The organism is Enterococcus sp. DIV0358 (assembly GCF_051713465.1).
GTDB lineage: Bacteria > Bacillota > Bacilli > Lactobacillales > Enterococcaceae > Enterococcus > Enterococcus faecalis.
On the sequence record NZ_JBIOPX010000001.1, the window covers coordinates 1,148,032 to 1,167,012 of the forward strand.

18 protein-coding genes are annotated in these 18,981 nt (G+C 37.4%); 14 read left to right on the top strand and 4 right to left on the bottom strand.

The window, feature by feature from the left end; translation table 11 throughout:
* Positions 1-62 precede the first annotated feature (62 nt).
* On the bottom strand, positions 63-2,171 hold the full coding sequence (locus tag IGK70_RS05725; protein WP_002357869.1) for an LTA synthase family protein: 2,109 nt from the start codon (positions 2,169-2,171) through the stop codon (positions 63-65).
* A gap of 257 nt (positions 2,172-2,428) precedes the next feature.
* On the opposite strand from IGK70_RS05725, the gene IGK70_RS05730 reads away from it, so the two are divergent.
* A complete protein-coding gene (locus tag IGK70_RS05730; protein WP_104855705.1) occupies positions 2,429-3,601 on the top strand; it encodes a class I SAM-dependent rRNA methyltransferase in 1,173 nt (390 codons plus the stop codon).
* 66 nt (positions 3,602-3,667) lie between these two features.
* Here IGK70_RS05730 and rnhC read toward each other — a convergent pair whose 3' ends face one another.
* Complete coding sequence (gene rnhC, locus IGK70_RS05735; RefSeq protein ID WP_002390139.1) at positions 3,668-4,585, bottom strand: ribonuclease HIII; 918 nt, start codon at positions 4,583-4,585, stop codon at positions 3,668-3,670.
* Positions 4,586-4,803: 218 nt separating this feature from the next.
* Here rnhC and IGK70_RS05740 point away from each other — a divergent pair, with 218 nt between their 5' ends.
* The 8 genes from IGK70_RS05740 to rbfA all read left to right on the top strand — a co-directional run bounded on the left by IGK70_RS05740 (position 4,804) and on the right by rbfA (position 14,667).
* Positions 4,804-7,224, top strand: coding sequence for a cation-translocating P-type ATPase (locus tag IGK70_RS05740; RefSeq protein WP_104855706.1), 2,421 nt, complete (start codon positions 4,804-4,806; stop codon positions 7,222-7,224).
* A 141-nt stretch (positions 7,225-7,365) separates the two neighbouring features.
* Entirely contained in the window at positions 7,366-9,252 is a 1,887-nt protein-coding gene (locus IGK70_RS05745) for an Ig-like domain-containing protein (protein ID WP_104874304.1), read from the top strand.
* A gap of 205 nt (positions 9,253-9,457) precedes the next feature.
* Positions 9,458-9,931, top strand: a complete 474-nt coding sequence (gene rimP, locus IGK70_RS05750; protein WP_002357863.1) for a ribosome maturation factor RimP — start codon at positions 9,458-9,460, stop codon at positions 9,929-9,931.
* 143 nt (positions 9,932-10,074) lie between these two features.
* Positions 10,075-11,274, top strand: a complete 1,200-nt coding sequence (gene nusA, locus IGK70_RS05755; protein ID WP_002357862.1) for a transcription termination factor NusA — start codon at positions 10,075-10,077, stop codon at positions 11,272-11,274.
* 20 nt (positions 11,275-11,294) lie between these two features.
* A complete protein-coding gene (rnpM, locus tag IGK70_RS05760; RefSeq protein ID WP_002363794.1) occupies positions 11,295-11,594 on the top strand; it encodes an RNase P modulator RnpM in 300 nt (99 codons plus the stop codon).
* Complete coding sequence (locus IGK70_RS05765) at positions 11,584-11,889, top strand: YlxQ-related RNA-binding protein (protein ID WP_002357860.1); 306 nt, start codon at positions 11,584-11,586, stop codon at positions 11,887-11,889. Before rnpM ends, IGK70_RS05765 begins: the two co-directional genes overlap by 11 nt.
* Positions 11,890-11,901: 12 nt before the next feature.
* Complete coding sequence (gene infB, locus IGK70_RS05770) at positions 11,902-14,292, top strand: translation initiation factor IF-2 (RefSeq protein ID WP_016617232.1); 2,391 nt, start codon at positions 11,902-11,904, stop codon at positions 14,290-14,292.
* A gap of 24 nt (positions 14,293-14,316) precedes the next feature.
* Positions 14,317-14,667 carry a 30S ribosome-binding factor RbfA gene (rbfA, locus tag IGK70_RS05775; RefSeq protein ID WP_002360497.1) on the top strand — a complete coding sequence of 117 codons (351 nt, stop codon included), beginning with the start codon at positions 14,317-14,319 and terminating at the stop codon, positions 14,665-14,667.
* Between the two features lie 372 nt (positions 14,668-15,039).
* Here rbfA and IGK70_RS05780 read toward each other — a convergent pair whose 3' ends face one another.
* Positions 15,040-15,525 carry a toxin gene (locus IGK70_RS05780; protein WP_002382232.1) on the bottom strand — a complete coding sequence of 162 codons (486 nt, stop codon included), beginning with the start codon at positions 15,523-15,525 and terminating at the stop codon, positions 15,040-15,042.
* 34 nt (positions 15,526-15,559) lie between these two features.
* Positions 15,560-16,042, bottom strand: a complete 483-nt coding sequence (locus IGK70_RS05785) for a helix-turn-helix domain-containing protein (protein WP_002361687.1) — start codon at positions 16,040-16,042, stop codon at positions 15,560-15,562.
* Between the two features lie 168 nt (positions 16,043-16,210).
* Between IGK70_RS05785 and IGK70_RS05790 the strand changes: the two genes are divergently transcribed.
* The 5 genes from IGK70_RS05790 (at position 16,211) to IGK70_RS05810 (ending at position 18,941) form a co-directional block, all read left to right on the top strand.
* The gene (locus IGK70_RS05790; RefSeq protein ID WP_104855707.1) at positions 16,211-16,393 is read left to right on the top strand and encodes a hypothetical protein; all 183 of its coding nucleotides are present in this window, start codon (positions 16,211-16,213) and stop codon (positions 16,391-16,393) included.
* A gap of 45 nt (positions 16,394-16,438) precedes the next feature.
* Positions 16,439-17,194 carry a DnaD domain protein gene (locus tag IGK70_RS05795; protein ID WP_162783035.1) on the top strand — a complete coding sequence of 252 codons (756 nt, stop codon included), beginning with the start codon at positions 16,439-16,441 and terminating at the stop codon, positions 17,192-17,194.
* Between the two features lie 18 nt (positions 17,195-17,212).
* Entirely contained in the window at positions 17,213-18,055 is an 843-nt protein-coding gene (locus IGK70_RS05800) for an ATP-binding protein (RefSeq protein ID WP_104874305.1), read from the top strand.
* A 66-nt stretch (positions 18,056-18,121) separates the two neighbouring features.
* Entirely contained in the window at positions 18,122-18,514 is a 393-nt protein-coding gene (locus IGK70_RS05805; protein ID WP_002360492.1) for a hypothetical protein, read from the top strand.
* A 19-nt stretch (positions 18,515-18,533) separates the two neighbouring features.
* Complete coding sequence (locus IGK70_RS05810) at positions 18,534-18,941, top strand: RinA family phage transcriptional activator (RefSeq protein ID WP_002360491.1); 408 nt, start codon at positions 18,534-18,536, stop codon at positions 18,939-18,941.
* Positions 18,942-18,981 lie beyond the last annotated feature (40 nt).

Here is an 18,981-nt window from a genome sequence, read left to right on the forward strand (position 1 = left end):
ATGAATTAATTATGAAAAAGTAGCAAAAAAGCTTGAGCAAATTGCTCAAGCTTTTTGAAGATTTATTTACCAGTTTTTTGATAGCCTTGATAACTGTCAGTGTGATATTCATCAACGGTTGATTTATTATTGTTTTTACTGTAAACACTCGTTGATTTTTCACCTTTTTCTTTTTCAATTGCTTCCAGTTGTTGCAATTGGTTCTTGTAATCATAGTCTTCTGGGTTAACTGGTTTTAAGCCGCTATTGGTATAGAAACGAAGCAAGTCACCGTTAGTAATTTGGTCAGACGTTTCTAATTGTTTCGTCGCTTTGGCTTTTAAATCAGCGACTTCTTTCTTAACTTCTTCGGTTGGCTCTGTAATTAAAGTGCCTGTTTTAGTATCGTAAATGCTAGAACCTAAAATAGTATATTTAGGTGTTACAACATTGCCGTTGCGGAAAGCAACGATTTGATTGTGTTGTTTAGAGAATAAATCTTGGCCTAACTGAATGTAGTTTTTCGTATCGACACCAAGCAAGTGTAGAAGGGTTGGTAAGGCATCAACTTGGCCGCCATACGTATGGTTCACACCGCCATTTTCTTGACCAGGAACGTGAATCATATAAGGAACACGTTGCATATTGGCGTTGTCAAAATCGTTCCAATCTGCTTTGGTTTTACCTACTAATTCTGCTAAGTTTTGGTTTCTTGAATTAGAAACCCCATAGTGATCGCCATAAAGAACAATGACTGAGTTTTCATAGAGACCTGAAGATTTCAAGTAGTTAAAGAATTCTTCTACCGCTTTGTCTAAATAATTCGCTGTTGCGAAATAACCATTAATTGTTTCGTCAGAGGTTTTTGCAATTGGGAATCCTGCTTCATCGTTTGTAAATTGAGAATAAGGATAATGATTGGATACAGCAATAAATTTAGAATAGAACGGTTGTTGTAAATGTTCTAAATATTGAACGGATTGATTAAAGAATGGTTTATCGTGTAACCCATATTGGAATGAGTTATCTGAATTAACATCATAATAACTAGCATCAAAGAAATAGTCATAGCCTAAACGTTTATAGGTTTCATTTCGATTCCAGAAGTTACCGGCATTTCCGTGGAAAGCAGCGCTAGTGTAACCTTGCGTTTGTTTTAAAATATCGGGTGCTGCTTCAAACGTATTTTTCCCACCAACTTGTGTAAAGAGTGAACCTTGGTCTAAACCAAATAGTGAATTTTCAAGTAACGTTTCGGCATCACTTGTTTTTCCTTGACCAACTTGGTGGAAGAAGTTATCAAAGCTAAAGGTACTTTTACTATTGTAAAGACTATTGATAAATGGTGTGACTTCGTGTTCTACGCCATTTTCATCTTTTAATTTGTAATTAACTAAAAATTGTTGGAAACTTTCTAAATGGATATAAATTACATTTTTGCCTTTTGCAATACCAAACTTACTATCATCGGGTGCCGCATATTGTTGTTTCACGTAATCTTCAACTTGTTTCATATCGTTAGCACTAGCTTCGGCACGGACTTGGTTTGTTTGGTAAGTTGTAATGCCATCGTATACGGTAAAGGCATTTAAGCCTAAGAATTTCACGATATAGTCACGAGAGAATTGACGTCCTAATAATTGGGGACGTTCTGTTTCAGCCATAAATAGATTGAATAAGAAAAAGACAACAGAAAGGAGTGTGACAGAGACTGCTACACGTGCGCGGACTGGACGCGCATCTGTTTTAATTTTTTTCGTTAATAATAATACGCCAATAATAATGAAGTCTAAGAAATAAATGACGTCATAAGGTCTAAAGAGACGTAAGGCACTTTCGCCAAGACCGCTAGCTACTTTGCCAGCACCAAGCATCGTATTAACTGTGATGAAGTCAGTAAATTCTCGATAATACACGACATTTGAGAAGAGCAGTAAACTCATCAAGAAGTAAATAATCATCATTGTAATATAAGAAGCTTTTTTACGGCGAACATACAAAGCGATGGCTAATAAAAAGACCGTTGTGGCAATTGGATTAATTAAGAGTATGAAATACTCGTTAATATTTTCCAAACGTAAATGGAAATCAACGGCGTACGCAAAGAGGTTTTTTAGCCACAGTAAGATGGCGATTAGCGAGAATAACCCCAGTCGCGTGTTCAAAATATTTGTTTTAAATAATTTTTTCAAAATAAACGTCCTTTCTAAACGATGATTCTATAAAAGTAAAATTAGGTAAATTTCGTATTTTACAATATCGCTTTAATTTTACTCTTTCACAAATTTTATGTCAATTCTTACCGAAGTGAGGAATGGTGATGTTAAAGAAAACTTACTATTTCCTTAAACTTTTTAGTTCGTTAAATGACGTGAAGCTTGAATCCTTTAAAGACAGATGGGCCTTTTTTTGCTATACTAGATAGGACTTTGAAAAGTAGGTGTACAGAATGAAACTTCAAGTAACTAAAAAAGCAGAACATAAATTTAAAAAAGGATATCCTTTAATTCAGAAAGAAGATTTGCAACAAGTGCCAGCGCAGTTACCAACAGATTGGCTTACTTTGATTGATAGTAAAGGCCAGCGCTTAGCTGAAGGATATTTAGGCGAACAAAATAAAGGAATTGGTTGGTTGCTGTCATGGCATGGACCAATTAATCAATCTTTTTTTCAGCAACTTTTTGAAATAAGTCGTGAGAAGCGGACGTCTTTTGAAAAGGATTCGCTGACAACCGCTTATCGATTATTTAATGGAGAAGGGGATGGCATTGGGGGTCTAATCATCGATCGCTATGCAGATTACGCCGTTTTTTCATGGTATAATGAAACCCTTTATCAGAAAAAAGCCGAACTTTTGACGGCGTTTCGCACAGTTTACCCTGACATTATTGGTGCCTACGAAAAGATTCGCTTTTCCACAAAAGATTTACCAGAATCACAGTTTTTGTATGGCGAACAAGCACCCGAGCCATTACTTGTCACTGAAAATGGCGTTCAATTTGCTACCTATTTAAACGAAGGATTAATGACAGGCATCTTTTTAGATCAAAAAGAAGTTCGTGGTCGATTAGTAGATGGTTTTGCAGTAGGTAAAACAGTCTTAAATATGTTTAGTTATACAGGTGCTTTTTCAGTAGCTGCCGCTATGGGGGGTGCCGTGGCCACCACTAGTGTGGATTTAGCTAAACGAAGCTTACCGAAAACGACTGAGCAATTTGAAGTCAATCATTTAAATCTTGCCCCGCAAAAGATTATTGTCATGGATGTTTTTGACTACTTTAAATATGCTTCACGTAAAGGCTTGAGCTATGACATGATCATTTTGGATCCGCCAAGTTTTGCTCGTAACAAAAAGAAAGTTTTTTCCGTTGCTAAAAATTATGGGGAGCTAGTGAAAGATTCTATTGATATTTTAGCGGATAAGGGAACGCTTATTGCCTCAACCAATGCGGCAAATTTATCCTTAGCCAAATATCAAAAAATGGTGATTACTGCCTTGCAAGAGAAAAATGTCCGTTACAAGATTACGGACACGTATCAATTACCGGCAGACTTTCAAGTGAATCCTAATTTTCCAGAAGGTAATTACTTAAAAGTCCTATTTATCGAAATTGAAAAATAATTTTTTACACCAAGCAAAAGTCCCAGCGCCGCTAATCGGCATTGGGACTTTTGCTTGGTGTTTATTTTATAGTAACTTTTGGGCTTTTTGGGTGTTTGCGAAATGCAGCTTCGCGTAATTGGCTAATAAGTCTAGGCCGCCTTTTTTCAAAATACGTGCGGCTACTTGGTCTGATTTGCTGCCAGCACCAGAGGGCACAGAGAAACCCAATTCTGCAGATTCTTTGTCTAACTCTTCTAAAAAAGCAGCGCGGCTAATAATAGAGGCGGCAGCAACAGCAACATGATACTGCTCTCCTTTAGTGACGAAGAACAATTTTTCAGTGACTTGATTTTTTTCATTACGAACATATTTCCGATAGTTATTTTCAGGGGTGAACTGGTCAATCAAAATCCCTTCTGGCTTTGTGGGAGCCAATTCTTGCAGCAACAGATAAATCGCTTGGTTATGCAAAGCGACTTTCATGTGTACAGCATTGTAGTTTGGTTGGATCTCATTGTATTTTTTGGGTTCAACGATTAATAACTTGTAAGGAATCAGTTCTTTAATGACATGTGACAATTGAATAATTTGTGGGTCGGTTAATTCTTTGGAATCACGAACACCTAATGCTTTTAGTTTGCTAATCATGCTTTTGTCAACATAGGCAGCACAGACAGTTACTGGACCAAAATAGCTACCATTACCGACTTCATCGGAACCTATCACAGACCAGTTGCCAAAATCAGCAGGCAGCGTTGTAGTCTGGGGGGACACTTTTTTCTGTGGTGTGGTACTCGTTCCTTCCCAACGAGCGGCCTCTTTTTCAGCTTGAGGTCCCTGAAACATGACTTTACCTGATTGATAAGCAGTGATGGTAGTGGTGCCAACCTTGGCCACAAAGACAGTATAAGGGACCGTTTTATTTAAACGATTGGGTTGATAAACAGTGGTCATCTCTGCTAATGTTTTTTTACTAACTTTAATTACGTGATTCTGTGCCATCAATTGTTCCTCATTTCTTGATATTTCTTCTTTACTATAGTAAAGGAAAAACAAGTAAATGAAAAGGTTTTGCGTTAGCTTGTTCCTGAAAATGACAATGTTTAGGAAATGTATAATTTTTTTCTATAGTTGGGCGCTAGTTGTTATCTAAATTTTTATTCAGTGCTATACTGTGGGAGAGAAGGAGACGATGAAAGAGTCGACTAGAACAAGGGGTGATGTGTTTGAGAAGAAAAAAAGAAATGCAAGAAAATGAACCAATAGCAGTGACTGCTAACGCGGAACGCTATTATCCAGATGATAAACAAGGCTTGACGGCCGCACAAGTTGAAGAAAGAAAGCGAAAAGGCTTAGTCAATGCCGCCGTCGATACAGAGTTTATCACAACGAAACAGATTGTTATTAATAACATATTTACGTATTTCAACTTAATTTTTGTGGTACTAGGCGTGTTATTAATGCTGGTACAATCTTATAAAAATATGACCTTTTTGCCAGTAGTAATCATTAATACGGTCATTGGAATTTACCAAGAAATTAAGTCGAAGAAAGTATTAGATAGCTTAAATATTCTAAACGCTACAAAAGTAACCGTTGTGAGAGATGGCCAAGAACAAGAAATTTCGCCAGATGAGCTGGTTTTGGATGATGTGGTGCTCTTTAAATCGGGTGAACAGATTTCTGGGGATGCAATTGTCTTATCTGGTGAAGTCCGTGTGAATGAATCCTTGTTAACTGGGGAATCTGATGAGATTACCAAAGTAGCAGATAGCCAACTTTTGTCAGGTAGCTTTATTGTGTCAGGTTCTTGTTATGCAAGAATTGATAAAATTGGCGCTGAGGCCTATGTTCATCAATTGACGCTTGAAGCGAAATCAATTAAAAAAGGGGAACAATCAGAGATGGTCGGTTCCATTAACCGTTTGGTGAAATGGGTAGGGATTATTATTATTCCAATCGGCTGTGTTCTATTTTTCCAAAGTTATTTCATCAACCATCAAGGGCTTCATGACAGCATTGTCTCCATGGAAGCTGCCTTGATTGGGATGATTCCAGAAGGGTTGTACCTTTTAACAACCGTTGCATTAGCTGCCAGCACAATGCGCTTAGCGAAGCGCGGCGTTTTATTGCACAACATGAAAAGTATCGAATCCTTAGCACGTGTCGATGTGTTATGTGTAGATAAAACAGGAACAATTACTGAAAACACGATGGAAGTCCAAGAGTTGGTTCCTGTGGTGAGTATCGAAAATGATGGTACAGACTTAACCAATGTCGAAAAATTAATTGGCGATTTTTGTCGAACAATGTCAGCTGACAACGATACGATGAAAGCGATGAAAGAATTTTTTGTTACTAATAATCAGAGGGAAGCCGTTAGCTATACCTCGTTTTCGTCTGTCGAAAAATTTAGTAGCGTGACTTTCCCGGAAGCGACGTATATTCTTGGGGCGCCAGAGATGATTTTGAGAGACAATTATGAAATGTATCAATCTGAAGTGGAACATTATACAAGTCAAGGCTATCGCTTATTGGTGTTCGGAAAGTATTTAGGAGAATTTCAGGAAACGTTGACAGCAGAGGTTCAACCTCTTGGCTACATTCTTCTTTGGAATCCGATTCGTAAAGAAGCTAAAGCAACTTTTGAATATTTCGCTGAACAAAATGTGGCTATTAAGGTCATTTCTGGCGATAATCCTTTAACAGTATCCAATGTAGCACAAGCGGCAGGCATTATTGGTGCTGAAAATTATGTGGACGCGCGAACATTAACTACAATGGAAGCCCAGACAGAAGCTTTAGAAAAATACACCGTTTTTGGTCGTGTCACGCCAGAACAAAAGAAACAATTTGTATTATTGTTGAAAAAATTAGATCATACAGTGGCGATGACAGGGGATGGAGTCAATGATATTTTAGCCATGAAAGAAGCAGATTGTAGTATTGCCATGGCTTCAGGAAATCAAGCTACAGCACAAGCCTCGCAAGTTGTGTTGTTGGATTCTGATTTTTCAACGATGCCGGAGGTTGTCTTTGAAGGCCGCCAAGTAGTTAATAACATTGAACGCTCTTCAAGTTTATTCCTTGTAAAAAATATTTTCTCCTTGCTGATGTCTGTCTTTGCTATGATTTTTGCCGTGACATATCCTTTACAACCGACACAAGTCACATTGATTAGTTTATTTACAATTGGGATTCCTTCGACATTTCTAGCTTTGGAACCAAATCATCGTCGCATTGAAGGGAAATTTCTTTTCAATGTGTTATCAAAAGCAATTCCTGGTGGGTTAACGGATATGTTAGTAGTCGGTGCTTTACTAATTTGTGGTGATATTCTTGCACTTCAAAAAACGGACATTTCAACGACTGCAACATTGTTGCTAGTTTCAGTCGGCTTTATGGTTCTTTATAAAATTAGTTCACCAATGAATCGTTACCGCAAGCGCGTAATGATTGGCTGTTTAATCGGAATGGTTATTACAAGTATTTCCATGAAAAACTTGTTCTCGTTAACTTCGGTATCGCCAACAGCCTTGTTACTTTTAGCCATTCTTTTCTTTGCAGCAGACTCAACTTTCCAACATTTATCAACCATTTCTGAAAAAGTTCAATTATGGTTTTATAAGAAAAGACATTAGGAGCAAAACACCGAGCCAAAATTATTTTGGTTTGGTGTTTTTTGTTTTTTATCGTTGGGAAAAATAAAAACACTTGTACCTAGTTAATCCTTGATAGTATAAACCTAACCAATTATTTTAGGTAGGAAGGATTGAATAAAAATGAAAAAAAGAAGTTTTGTCTATTGGGGAATGTTTTTCATTCTTTTGTCGATGCTGATAACGCCTTTTCTGAAACTTGAAACAGGATATGCACAAACGGAACCAACTAGTACCAGTGAAACCAATCAAATTTCTGCTACGCCAAACGTAGTACCGCGTAAACAAGTGGGCAACATTGTGACAGCGATTCAACTAACGGACAAAGAGGGAAACCCACTTGGGACTATTAATCAATATACAGACATCTACCTCCGAATTGAGTTCAACTTACCGGATAATACCGTTAATAGTGGGGATACGAGTGTGATTACTTTGCCCGAAGAGCTACGTCTCGAGAAAAATATGACCTTTAATGTAGTAGATGATACAGGTGCTGTGGTTGCAATCGCACAGACCGATGTAGCAAATAAAACGGTCACGTTAACGTATACAGATTACGTAGAAAACCATGCCAATATTAGTGGGTCTTTATATTTTACAAGTTTGATTGATTTCGAAAATGTCGAAAATGAATCCAAGATTCCTATTTACGTCACGGTTGAAGGGGAAAAAATATTTGCTGGCGATCTTGATTACCAAGGTGAAGGCGATGATGTTAACGAAAAATTTAGCAAGTATTCGTGGTTTATCGAAGACGATCCAACCGAAATTTACAATGTACTACGGATTAATCCAACAGGGCAAACGTATACTGATTTAGAAGTGGAAGATGTGCTAAAAACAGCAAGTTTAAGTTATATCAAAGACACTATGAAAATTGAACGAGGACAATGGACACTGGATGGAAATGCTATTTGGCAGTTCACGCCAGAGGAAGATATAACTGGTCAGTTGGCTGTCCAGTATGGTCCTGGTGACCGCAATTTTTCGGTGCATTTTGGCAATATTGGGACTAACGAATATCGTATCACTTATAAAACCAAAATCGATCATCTTCCCGAAAAAGGTGAAACCTTCACAAATTATGCAAAATTAACAGAAAATCAAACGGTGGTGGAAGAAGTCGAAGTGAGTCGTGTCTCACAAACGGGTGGTGGAGAAGCCAATGGTGAACAATATGTTGTTGAAATTCATAAAGAAGATGAAGCAGGCCAGCGTTTAGCAGGTGCAGAGTTTGAACTCATTCGTAACTCAACCAATCAAACAGTGGCCAAAATCACAACAGATCAAAACGGAACAGCGATTGTTAAAGGCTTGTTAAAAGATAACTATACTTTAGTAGAAACCAAAGCACCTACCGGTTACCAGCTTTCGCAAAACAAGATTTCAATAACACCTGAAGACTTTGATAAAAACTTAGTTGCACTGAAAACTGTTGTGAATCATAAGATTTCATATCAACCAGTCGCTGCTTCATTTTTAGCTGGAAAAGTTCTTTTAGGAAAACCACTGAAGGATGCTGAATTTCAATTTGAATTGTTAGATGAGAAAGGTACAGTACTAGAAACGGTTAGTAACGATACTTTAGGGAAAATTCAATTTTCACCATTAACCTTTGAAACTCCTGGAAACTATCAATACACCATTCGGGAAGTAAACACGCGACAGGCAGGTGTTTCCTACGATACGCATAATCTTCAAGTTCAAGTAACCGTCGAGGCACTTTTAGGAAATCTTGTGGCGACTACTCAGTATGATGGAGGTCAAGTATTTACTAATCACTATACGCCAGAAGAACCTATAGAAAGTACCACACCACCAACGAGTGGGACAACAGATACTACCACGAATTCAACCACAGAAACTACTTCAATAACCATTGAAAAACAGGCGGTTCATAATAAGGAATTGCCAAAAACAGGAGAAACAAAAGAAAACGCGTTTCTTTTCTTAGGTAGCCTTCTTTTGATTCAAGGAGTATTTATCTATTTTAAAACGAAAAAATAATCGCTTAGATAGTTTCAGTAATCGAGACAAAATGTGCAAATTTCGAGAGATTTAGCTTGTTCATTTGAGTTTGGAGTGGTTCTGTGCTATACTATCTTTAGCGTAATGATACTAGTTGGGAGTGAGCGGATTTCTGCTCACTCTTTTTGATGGAAAAGTCATCAGGACACGGTTCGTTACATCAATCTCGAAGGAGGCGAAAATTTTGAGTAGTGCTGTGGAAACTGTAACAAAGTTAGTCACACCAATCTTAGAAGAACAAAATTTTGAACTTGTGGAAGTAGAGTTTGTTAAGGAAGGAAAAAATTGGTTTTTACGAGTATTTATCGATAAAGAAGGTGGCATTGATATTGAGGAATGTGCCTTTGTCAGCGAAAAATTAAGTGAAAAACTAGATGCAATGGATCCAGATCCAATTCCGCAAGCGTACTTTCTGGAAGTTTCTTCTCCGGGAGCAGAACGTCCGTTAAAGAAAGAAAGCGATTATGAACAAGCGGTAGGTAAGTACATTCATATTTCTCTTTATCAAGCAGTTGATGGAGAAAAACAGATTGAGGGTACCTTAGTCCATCTTGATTCAGAACAATTAACATTAAGTGTAAAAATTAAAACCAGAGTGAAGGAAATGACTTTTGAACGTAAAAATATCGCAAAAGCTCGTTTAGCCATTCAATTTTAATCAACAGACTCGAAGGTAAAAAAGGGTCCACTAAAAGTTTTACTTTTAGCTAGGCCTGTGACAAGTTTTAACGAGAAGTTTTTCCCTTGGAAGAAGAACCACTCGTTCAGCTTTAACGAATCCATAGGAGGAAAAGAAAAACAATGAGCAAAGAAATGTTAAATGCATTAGACGTATTAGAAGCTGAAAAAGGGATTCCTAAAGATACGGTGATTGAAGCGTTACAAGCAGCTTTAGTTTCTGCATATAAAAGACATTATGGACAAGCAAGCAACGTCGAAGTTGAATTTGAACCAAAAAAAGGCAATATTCACGTGTATGCTGTCAAAGAAGTAACAGAAGAAGTATTTGATTCACAATTGGAAGTTTCATTAAAAGATGCCGTTGCATTAAATGGTGCATATGAAATCGGCGACAAAATTCGTTTTGAAGTTACACCAAAAGACTTTGGCCGAATTGCTGCCCAAACAGCAAAGCAAGTAATTTTACAACGTGTCCGTGAAGCAGAAAGAACAATTATTTATAATGAATTTAGCGAATATGAAAATGACATCATGCAAGGAATTGTTGAACGTCAAGATCGTCGTTATATTTATGTAAACTTGGGTAAAATCGAAGCAGTCTTATCAAAACAAGATCAAATGCCAAATGAATTTTACCAACCGCATGATCGGATTAAAGTTTACGTATCACGTGTTGAAAACACATCAAAAGGCCCACAAGTTTTTGTAAGCCGTAGTCACCCAGATTTATTAAAACGTCTTTTTGAACAAGAAATTCCAGAAGTTTATGATGGAATTGTTGAAATCGTAAGTGTCGCTCGTGAAGCTGGCGATCGTTCAAAAGTAGCCGTTCGTTCAACAGATCCTAATATTGACCCAGTGGGTACCTGTGTTGGTCCAAAAGGCCAACGTGTCCAAGCGATTGTGAATGAATTAAAAGGCGAAAATATGGATATTGTGGAATGGAACGAAGATCCAGCTATTTATATTAGTAATGCCTTGAATCCAGCTCAAGTATTAGATGTTATTTTTGATCCAGAAAATAGCAAAGCATGTACAGTTGTTGTACCTGATTATCAATTGTCATTAGCAATTGGTAAACGTGGTCAAAATGCGCGCTTAGCTGCTAAATTAACGGGCCATAAAATTGATATCAAATCAGAATCTGATATGGCTGAATTTTATGAACAACAAGCCAATCAAGAAGTTGCCGAAGTTGCAGAAGAAATGGATGAAGCAATTATCCATTCAGATATGACGGCAGATGATTACGAAAACTTGGCTGCTGAAGAAGCAGTTGTTGAAGCAGAAATTACAGAAGAATTACCTGAACAAGAATAACGTTTTTGGAGGGTGAAAAAATGAAAAAGAGAAAAATTCCAATGCGTAAATCGGTTGTTTCAGGCGAAATGAAACCGAAAAAAGAATTAGTCAGAATTACTCGCTCCAAAGAAGGCGAAGTGGCCTTAGATCCAACTGGTAAATTACCTGGACGTGGCGCTTACGTTGATTTGGATCCTGCGGAAGTCCAAAAAGCTTGGGATAAAAAAATTCTTGATCGTGTCTTAGAAACAAAATTAAGTGATGAATTTTATCAAGAACTATTGGATTATGTAACACATCAAAAAGCCCGCAAAGAGTTGTTTGGCGATGGAAAATAAAACCAAAATTTTGAACCTTTTAGGTTTAGCAATGCGCGCCGGTAAATTAGTCACAGGCGAGGAATTAACCCTTAAAGATATTCGTGCAAACAAAGCGAAATTTGTGTTTGTTGCGCAAGATGCCAGTGAGAATACTAGAAAGAAAATCAAGGACAAAAGTTCTTATTATAATGTTCCTGTTAGCGAACTGTTCAGTCAATTCGAGCTCAGCCAAGCGATTGGGCGACCACGAATGGTTATCGGAGTAACTGATGCAGGATTTGCCACCAAAATCAAGGAATTACTAAAAGGTTAGGAAGGTGATTGCATGGGAAAAAAAAGAATTTATGAACTAGCAAAAGAAATGAATAAAGCAAGCAAAGACGTTGTCGATAAAGCGCATCAATTAGGTATGGATGTTAAAAACCATATGGGCGCAATTAGTTCCGAGCAAGAAACAAAGCTTCGTCAAGCATTCGGAGGAGGAAGTACCGTAAATACTCAATCAAAAGCAACAAACAACCAAAAGCAACAAACAACACAAAATAAACCAGCCAATAAGAAACCAATGAACAATAAACCTGGTGAACAAAGAAATAATCAAAATCGTCCAAACAATCAATCAACGAATGGACAACAAAGAAATAACCAAAATCGTCACGGCCAAAGCAACACACAAAACCGTAGCAATCAAACAAATACAAACAATCAAAACCGCAATACCCAAAACAATAACGGTTCTACAACGAATCAAAATCGGACCAGCCAAAATAACAATGGCGGGAACAACCAAAATCGTGGCGGCCAAAACCGTAACAACAATTTTGGTGGCGGTCAAAATCGTAATAACCGGAATAACTTTAATAACCAAAACCGCAATCGTTTCAATAAAAAAGGGAAAAAAGGCAAACATCAACAAGAATCAGCGAAGCCAGCAGTACCAGCACGTAAATTCCGTGAATTACCAGATGTTTTAGAATATACAGAAGGTATGAACGTGGCGGATATTGCGAAAAAAATCCACCGCGAACCAGCGGAAATCATCAAAAAATTATTTATGATGGGTGTCATGGTTAACCAAAACCAAGCCTTAGATAAAGATACAATTGAATTATTAGCTGTGGACTATGGCATGGAACCGCAAGAAAAAGTTCAAGTTGATATTGCGGACATTGATAAATTCTTCGAACCAGAAGCAGTTGTTGAAGAAAACTTAACTACACGTCCCCCTGTTGTCACAATCATGGGACACGTAGACCACGGGAAAACAACATTATTAGATACATTGCGCCATTCTCGTGTGACTTCAGGTGAAGCAGGCGGTATCACGCAGCATATTGGTGCCTATCAGTTAGATATTGATGGCAAACCAATTACGTTCTTAGATACACCAGGACATGCGGCCTTTACAAGTATGCGCGCGCGTGGTGCCAGCATCACTGATATTACCATCTTAGTTGTTGCAGCGGACGATGGAGTAATGCCACAAACAATCGAGGCGATTAACCATGCCAAAGCGGCAAAAGTGCCAATTATTGTAGCAGTTAACAAAATTGATAAGCCTGGTGCGAACCCTGATCATGTGAAACAAGAATTAAGTGAACATGAATTAATTCCTGAAGAGTGGGGCGGAGATACGATTTTCGTCAATATTTCAGCGAAATTCAATCAAAACATTGATGAGCTATTGGAAAATATTTTATTGATTGCTGAAGTAGAAGACTTAAAAGCTGATCCAACGCAAAAAGCAATTGGAACAGTGATTGAAGCGCGCTTGGATAAAGGTAAAGGTCCGGTTGCGACATTACTCGTTCAACAAGGAACTTTACATGTTGGTGATCCAATCGTTGTTGGTAATACTTACGGACGTGTTCGTGTGATGACCAATGACATGGGCCGCCGTGATAAAGAAGCAGGACCAGCAACTCCTGTGGAAATTACCGGATTAAATGATGTTCCTCAAGCGGGTGATCGTTTTGTAGTCTTTGAAGATGAAAAAACAGCACGTCAAGCAGGGGAAGAACGGGCTAAACGTGCGTTGCTTGAACAACGTTCAGCAAGTAGCCGTGTGACATTGGATAACTTATTTGAAAGTCTAAAAGAAGGCGAATTAAAAGAAGTTAATATCATTGTCAAAGCAGACGTACAAGGATCTGCCGAAGCCGTTTCAGCAAGTTTACAAAAAATTGATGTAGAAGGCGTTCGTGTGAAAATTGTTCACGCGGCAGTTGGGGCCATCAATGAAAGCGACGTAACTTTAGCTGCAGCAAGTAATGCGATTATTATCGGCTTTAACGTTCGCCCAACACCACAAGCAAAACAACAAGCAGAACAAGAAGAAGTTGATATTCGTTTACACCGTATTATCTATAAAGCCCTAGAAGAAATCGAAACAGCGATGAAAGGGTTATTAGATCCAGAATTTGAAGAAAAAATTACGGGTCAAATGACGGTTCGTGAATTGTACAAAGTATCTAAAGTTGGCACAATCGCTGGCTGTTATGTTACAGAAGGCTTTATTCGCCGCGATAGTGGCGTGCGTGTCATTCGTGATGGTATTGTTATTTATGAAGGTAAATTAGCAAGCTTGAAACGCTTTAAAGATGACGTGAAAGAAGTCAAACTTGGTTTTGAATGTGGCGCTATGATTGAAAACTTCAATGATTTACGTGTAGATGATGCGATTGAAGGCTTCATTATGGAAGAAATCAAACAATAATTTTAGTAATTGGAGGAAGACACTATGGCAAATTATCGTGACCGTCGTGTAGGTCAAGAAATCATGCGTGAAGTGAATGATATCTTGAACAAACGCATCAGAGATCCACGCGTCCAAGGCATCACTATTACAGATGTTCGTGTGACCGGTGATTTACAACAAGCAACGATTTATTACAGCTTGTTATCTGATTTAGCTTCCGAACAACAAAAAGCTCAACAAGGCTTAGACAAAGCCAAAGGACTGATTCGTAAAGAATTAGGACAACGGTTAACCTTGTATAAAACACCAGAGTTGATTTTTGAAAGAGACGAATCTGTCCAATACGGAAATCACATTGATGAGTTGATTCGTAAGTTGAATCAAGGTGAATAATTAAAAAGAAAAAGCACACCAGACGAATGGTGTGCTTTTTCTTTTCATGATTTCTTGATAAAATAGTCATGGAGGTGCAAAGATGAAAAGAATTGTTGTTTTCTATAAAAATGGAGATCGTTATTTAAAAGAAATGGGTTCAGGCAAGAGTTCCCTGTACTTTTTTCTTTTCTTCTTTGTACTACATAGTATGCGGAAACATATTATTCAGTTCATCGGATTTTGGCCGTCATTTATATTCGTCCTTATACTTGTCCCCAATCTTATGCTTGGCGTTGGACATATTAACCATTGGTACAAAAACCGCTCTTGAATTTTCCAGAATACTTTTAAGCATGGAACAAAATCCTTATTGATTTTGTTCCATGCTTTTTAAGTTAACCCAGTATTTAATACCATCACAGAATAATCCCTAAATTCAAAAATCCGTCCTTTATAAAGATAAGTGGCGCCATACTTTTGTCGATAGTACGTAATCACATTTTTTAATGTTTCAACATCGATTTCCAAAAATTCAGCACAAGAATAATGGTTGCTTAAGCCAGCTTCAGAGCAACGAATTAAATCGTCTAATGTAACTAATTGCTCTAAGGCCACATTACGGGCTTTCAACTCTTGCTTCCGATTTTCTGTACAATTTTGATTTAAAATAGTGCCAACGGATGTTTGATAATGCCCGTATTCCTCGGCTAAAATGTTCTTCTTTTGACGGGTACTCAATGTTTTTTCAATATAAATTTTGCCATTTCGATACAACCCATAACAACCTGTTTGATTGTATAAATCAATTTCTAAAACCGTCACATCCTTTTGAATGGAACTGACGAGTTTTTCATAATCATTCACTTTACCATTCACCTGCCATTACTTAATAAAAAGAGTAGATGGGAAGTTAATCCTCTTTTTTGTCAGAAGAAATCGATTGTTGATATTTGGCATCAATTTCATCCAAGTAATCGTGAATTTTCTCGATTTCTTCTTTTGAAAATATCTTTTCTGGATCCCCAGCGTGGGCAGCCAGTGTCATTTCGTCACGGCGAGGGAATGAGAGAATTTCTGCTTGCGTTTGTTGTTCGTGTAATTGTTGTTCGGCAAATTGATAAACGATGGCTTGTCGTTGGGGTTCTAATTTTTTATAAATGCGGTCGATAGTTGAGGCATTTTTTTCCATGGGAACTTCTTGTCCCATCAACCAGGCCTCATTAATGTCTAATGCATCTGCAATGCGATAAACTTTGTCTTGTTTTGCTTCGTAACGACCAGCTAGCCAATCGCTGATCGAAGATTTACCGATGCCAGTTTTTTTCGCTAATTCACTAGGTTTGATGTTCTTGGCTGTTAAAGCCTCTTTTAAACGGACAGCAAAAATGTTCATATTTCCGAACCTCCTATTGCCTCAAAGTATACTATATCTGTTTGGAGAAGGCAAGTAACAATCGCAATTAAAATTAGCGGTTCATAAAACCGAACTTATGAGTTGACAGTGAAAATATTTGGTGCTAAGATAGAGCCATTCAAATGTTCGGTTAACTGAACTATTTTTTTGAACACTTTGTTCGGAAAACCGTATTTTTCTAGAAAGGGTGAAGAAATGAGTCAGAACTATAAAAAAACGTTGTCGGATATGTTACTTTTAGCAATTATTTTATTAATAAGCAGTGTCTCAATAAAAATTGGGGCCATCGTGATTGGTATGATTGGCCTCATGGAATTACTAACAGAGTAACAATAATTTAGTCAAAAGGAGAGAAGCGGATTGGCAGAACGACGCATGTTTGCAAAAACGATTATTGATAGTGATGCGTTTTTAGATATGCCCTTATCAAGTCAGGCTCTGTATTTTCATTTAGCGATGCGTGCCGATGATGATGGATTTATCAATAATCCCAAAAAATTGCAGCGAATGGTTGGTTGTGGGGAAGACGATCTAAAATTGCTAATGGTTAAAAAATTTATTCTAGTATTTGAAAGTGGTGTGATCGTTATCAAACATTGGAAAATTCATAATTATATTCGCAGTGATCGTTACAAACCAACCTTGTATCAAGAAGAGAAAAATCAGATTGTTGAAAAAAATAGCAAAGCTTATACGTTTAAAGCAGAATCGTCTGTCAGTGGTCAACCAGCTGACTACCAACGGTTACCGCAGGAAAGCATAGTCCAGTCTAAGTTAGGTCAGAGTCAAGGTAGTAGTTCAGAAAACGATTGTTTGAAGATGATTTATCATTTTTATGAGGAAAACGGCTTTGGTACACTGGCCTCAAAAACAAGCCAAGATTTTAAGTATTGGTTGCAAGATTTTATACAAAAAGGGTCTAGCCAAGAGGAAGCATGCCAATTAATCTTGCATGCTTTAGGAATTGCCGTCGATCGAAATAAACGGAATTACGGCTATGTAAATGCTATTTTGAAAAGTTGGGAGCAACAAAATTATTTATCCGTACATGAAGTTCTGGTAAATGATAAAAAACAAGTGTCGGAGCACGCGCCGCAAATGACAGAAGAATATCAAGAGTTAGGTTTTTAAAGAAAGGAGGAAATCAGTATGCATGCGACAGATCAAACTTTTCAAATACTATTGAGTCAATTGTTAGAAAAAGTTGAAGACCGTTGTCCTGAATGTGGCAGTGAACAATATGTTTGGCAACAAAAAAATAAAGATGGCACAGAACGTTGTGCCCCAACTTGTTGGTCGTGTGGGTATAAAATGCTAAAAAAACATGAACAAGAAGCCACTCAACAACGTTCTCAAGAGAGTTTTATAGCGCGTACACAAAAATTTTTTCATCAAGGGTCCTTAATTGCTGATGATGCGCTACGGCAATGTCGCTTAACCAATTACCAAACCACTGAATTAGAAACAAGACAAGCAAAAGAACGGGCCTTAGCAGCAGTTTCAGCGATTGTTGAAGGAAAGCCAATTCACGTTATTTTTTCAGGGAAACCTGGTGTCGGTAAAAGTCATTTGGCTATCAGTATTTTAGTTGAAGTCTTAGAACGCTCTGCATATCAAAAGTATTGTTTATTTGTCAGCTACTCTGAGTTATTAGAAAAACTAAAAATGTCCATGAATGAATCGGCCAAAAGCCAAGCAAAGGCTCAAGCTTATATTACTAGAATGAAAAAAGCAGACGTTTTAGTCTTAGATGATTTAGGTGCTGAATTAGGAATTAAAAATAAAGTTAGTACGGATTTTAATAATGACATCTTAAATCGAATTTTAGAAGCTAGACAGAATAAAGCAACTATTTTTACTACTAATTTTTCTGGGAAACAACTGGTGGAGGCCTATGGAACACGCATTATTTCTCGTCTAATGAAGCACGCCAGTGGCTATGTTTTCCAATATAAAGACACAACAGACAAACGAATGAGGAGTGTGAAATAAATATGTTAACAATTATTATTGGGTTTATCTTTTGGACAATGACACTGATGTTAGGTTATCTAATTGGTGAAAGAGAAGGCCGTAAACATGAGTAATTTAACAAAACGTAAAAAAGATTTATTTGAAATGAAAAGCGTTGTATTTAAAGATATTTCAAAGCAACAAAGCGAAAAAGCACAAAAAAGAAAACGACTCTTACAATTAATGAATCAATATCCCGATTGGGCAAGTCAAAAAAATAAACTTATTATGCAGGAAATTCAAGAATTAGGACAAGCAATCGGTAATTGGTCGATGGATCAATCAAGACCCATCCAATCCATCAAGGCCGCATCGTTTACAAAAAGCGAGTATCTCTATTTAATTTGGCTCGGTTATTCAGATGAAGCGATTCGTCACGGCTTAGACATGTCGAAAGAGTGTTATTTTATTTATCGATTAACACTTTTAAATGAATAAAAGTAAAGGAGATTAACCAATGCGTACGTCAACATTTAATTATATCAAAGATATTTTAGCAGACTTTTATAAAACAGATGAGTATATCCGTCAACGGGAAGAAGAATTACGGCACCCTTATCAAGAAGCAGATTTAAATGCTGGTATTAGAGGACAAGGACTTCACTCTGTAGTGACCGAACGAATGGCGATTACGATAGCTATGGATCGTCGTCTGTGGAACTTAGAGAGAAATCGAGACATTATCAAAAATTGTTTAGCTGAAGCGGATGAACAAACGCGCGTGATTATTGAAGAACTATATATGAAAAAACGGCCCTCTTTAACATTAATTGGACTTGCCCAGCAATTATTTATTAGTAAAAGCCAAGCCTATAAATTAAGAAATCATTTCTTTGAAGCGGTGGCGGATGAACTAGGGATGTAGACATGGAAAAAGCGTGGAATTTTTTCAGGTGTCAACATGG

What these genes read in the sequence shown, in the direction of transcription:
- IGK70_RS05730 (WP_104855705.1), top strand. Translation starts at nt 2,429, where the DNA reads ATGAAACTTCAAGTAACTAAAAAAGCAGAACATAAATTTAAAAAAGGA.
- rnhC (WP_002390139.1), bottom strand. Translation starts at nt 4,585, where the DNA reads ATGGCACAGAATCACGTAATTAAAGTTAGTAAAAAAACATTAGCAGAG.
- IGK70_RS05740 (WP_104855706.1), top strand. Translation starts at nt 4,804, where the DNA reads ATGTGTTTGAGAAGAAAAAAAGAAATGCAAGAAAATGAACCAATAGCA.
- IGK70_RS05745 (WP_104874304.1), top strand. Translation starts at nt 7,366, where the DNA reads ATGAAAAAAAGAAGTTTTGTCTATTGGGGAATGTTTTTCATTCTTTTG.
- nusA (WP_002357862.1), top strand. Translation starts at nt 10,075, where the DNA reads ATGAGCAAAGAAATGTTAAATGCATTAGACGTATTAGAAGCTGAAAAA.
- rnpM (WP_002363794.1), top strand. Translation starts at nt 11,295, where the DNA reads ATGAAAAAGAGAAAAATTCCAATGCGTAAATCGGTTGTTTCAGGCGAA.
- IGK70_RS05765 (WP_002357860.1), top strand. Translation starts at nt 11,584, where the DNA reads ATGGAAAATAAAACCAAAATTTTGAACCTTTTAGGTTTAGCAATGCGC.
- infB (WP_016617232.1), top strand. Translation starts at nt 11,902, where the DNA reads ATGGGAAAAAAAAGAATTTATGAACTAGCAAAAGAAATGAATAAAGCA.
- rbfA (WP_002360497.1), top strand. Translation starts at nt 14,317, where the DNA reads ATGGCAAATTATCGTGACCGTCGTGTAGGTCAAGAAATCATGCGTGAA.
- IGK70_RS05785 (WP_002361687.1), bottom strand. Translation starts at nt 16,042, where the DNA reads ATGAACATTTTTGCTGTCCGTTTAAAAGAGGCTTTAACAGCCAAGAAC.
- IGK70_RS05795 (WP_162783035.1), top strand. Translation starts at nt 16,439, where the DNA reads ATGTTTGCAAAAACGATTATTGATAGTGATGCGTTTTTAGATATGCCC.
- IGK70_RS05800 (WP_104874305.1), top strand. Translation starts at nt 17,213, where the DNA reads ATGCATGCGACAGATCAAACTTTTCAAATACTATTGAGTCAATTGTTA.
- IGK70_RS05810 (WP_002360491.1), top strand. Translation starts at nt 18,534, where the DNA reads ATGCGTACGTCAACATTTAATTATATCAAAGATATTTTAGCAGACTTT.